Annotated in this window: 1 protein-coding gene, 1 pseudogene and 1 riboswitch; the gene and the pseudogene both read right to left on the reverse strand. The window is 43.7% G+C overall.

From position 1 onward, the window contains the following. Positions 1-1,536: hypothetical protein (locus tag IJ369_RS09030; RefSeq protein ID WP_290718306.1), on the reverse strand; the 1,536-nt coding region annotated here is incomplete at its 3' end. A 138-nt stretch (positions 1,537-1,674) separates the two neighbouring features. Continuing rightward, positions 1,675-1,906: riboswitch (cobalamin riboswitch) on the reverse strand. A gap of 250 nt (positions 1,907-2,156) precedes the next feature. Continuing rightward, a pseudogene (locus IJ369_RS10915) lies at positions 2,157-2,318 on the reverse strand (23S rRNA (uracil(1939)-C(5))-methyltransferase RlmD); the annotation flags it as partial.

The raw sequence follows: 2,318 nt of genomic DNA on the forward strand, positions 1-2,318 counted from the left end.
ATATACCGTGGACTCTTCGTCAACAGTAACAGACTTTTCTTCCATCCAGTCATCGCTGTCTGCATCAACGCTGACGGTAACAGTGATTTTGTTTTTATCTGTAGATGGTTTGTCGGAAGGAGTTTCTTCTTCCTGTTCTACAGCGTAACCGGGCTGCAAAGAATCTGCATTATGGCTGAAATCATAAATATTGAAGGCTTTGCCTGTTTCTATTACCTGCGTTGCTGCAATTAAGGCTCGGAAAGCCTGTTCTGTAGAACCTGCGTTTAAAGATGTATTATCTTTCCAACCAAAACCGCTGTTATCCGCAAGAGCAAAGCTCAAAAGTGCATCCAAAGCACTGACGCCGTCTTTTATAAATCGACTATCTGTATCAGGATTTACCCCTGCAGCACACAACCCAATGATCGCTATTGCAGCAGCGTTTGCATCGGCATATGCATAGTCATAAAATTTACCATCTTCACTCTGACTTTCGGACAGAAAACCAATTGCTTCATCCATCGCATTTTTTACATCTTCTCTGTCACTATAAAAAGCCAGCCCTGCAATCATATTTGCAGTAGACTGAATACCATTGTCCCATTTTCCGCCCCAACTGCCATTTTCATTTTGACTTTCCAGAACAGCTGTGATCAGGGCATCTTCATATATACCTGTACCTTCGTAAGTATTCTGATTGTATGCTGCCAATGTATAGGGTGCACTCCATTCACTGGAAGAATGTGTTTTCCCATTCAAACCTGCAATAGCACTGATGGATGTCTCGCTGTCGGCAGGATATAATTCTTCTGCATTCACGCCAATAGCTGTCAGCGCCAGAATGGCTTTTGTATATGTTGTTTCGCCTACACTTTCCTTATTGATGGATTCGATAGCTTTTTTGATATAAGCCTGTTTTGCCTCCGCCGATGTTTTGGAACCATCGGGATTCAAATCTTCATAAGCTGCCATATCCATGATGACCCATTCGCCGGAATTTTCTGTGTAGGATGCAGCGATGTTTTCCATTAGCGTTTCGATGGAGATTTCCTCGGGTGCTTCCGGTGTTTTCGTTTCTTCCTCCTCTTCGGTCACCAGATGAACTGTATAAAGGAATGCGGAATCCCAGCTTTCATCATAGGGAGTTTGCACACGGACATATTCCGCAAAGGTTTCCTGTGTGATGGCTGCAGTGGTCTGTCCCACGGTCCCGTCGCCATAGGAACCATAGGCAGCTACATAACCTCCCACTGCATCATAGCCGTAGGCCAGCCTTTCCTCTGTACCAAAATCCAGTATGACTGTTTCCGCATCGACAGGTACTGTCACCTCATACATGTCCACAGTTTTTTCTTCACTGCCGATCACATTCCAGGAATCATCGTATTCATAAACCGTATAAATGTAGTCCTCTTCCGCTGCTTTTACCGTCAGCGTCATTTCCCCCGCCGTTGCAGCAAAAGGCGATGTTTCCTCTGCCCATGCCGTCATCGGCAGCATCCCCAGCACCATCACCAGTGTCAGGAACCACGAAACAATTCGTTTCTTCATCATTACATTCCTCCTCTTTGCTTCAGCTCCTCATTTTTCAGCAAAAAGAAAAAGTGGGCATAGATATCCCACTTTCGCAGCAAAAAAGCGGCCCTTCAGCCGCTTTTCATGGTATGCACAAAAGACCTGATACTCCCGTATCAGGGTTCGCACTTGTTTGTAGGTCTTCTGACTGATATGTTCAGGCGTTTCCGCCAGCGCCCATCCTTCGCCTTCTCAGTTCTTCACCAATGACCTGCTTTCGCAGAAAAAGGATGCACTCCATACTTACAGCACAATGCAGACAAATCCTCTGCACCGTGTTCAGGTTTTTCACCTGATTCCCTTGTTCAGCAGAACAAGATCACGTGTCTCACCCATTCGGGTAAGGTCGCGTGATTGCCACAAAAATCGGAGCAATATAAAATTTTACTTCTTTAACATAATCCAATTTATTTTTCTTGTCAATCATATTATTTCTTTATTTCCATTATCGAAAATTTTAGAAAAGATTTTGAACTTTTTCTAGCGAGCATTGAAAACACCGAAAAACGAGCATTAAAAAAAGTCATTTTTGCGTACAAAAATGACTTTAAAAACCACATGATATTGTTTTATATTATTACCAACCGCTAAATATGGTGTTACTTTGTTTTAGCGAGCATACTTACTACCTCAACGTGGACGCTATGGCTGAACTGATCCACAGGCTGAACTTCCTTCAGTTCATAGCCACCCTCTTTCAGAACCACCAGGTCTCTCGCCCATGTGGCGGGGTTACAGGAAACATATACGATTTTTTCAGG

It is taken from the genome of Anaerotignum sp. (assembly GCF_017483025.1).
GTDB lineage: Bacteria > Bacillota > Clostridia > Lachnospirales > Anaerotignaceae > Anaerotignum_A.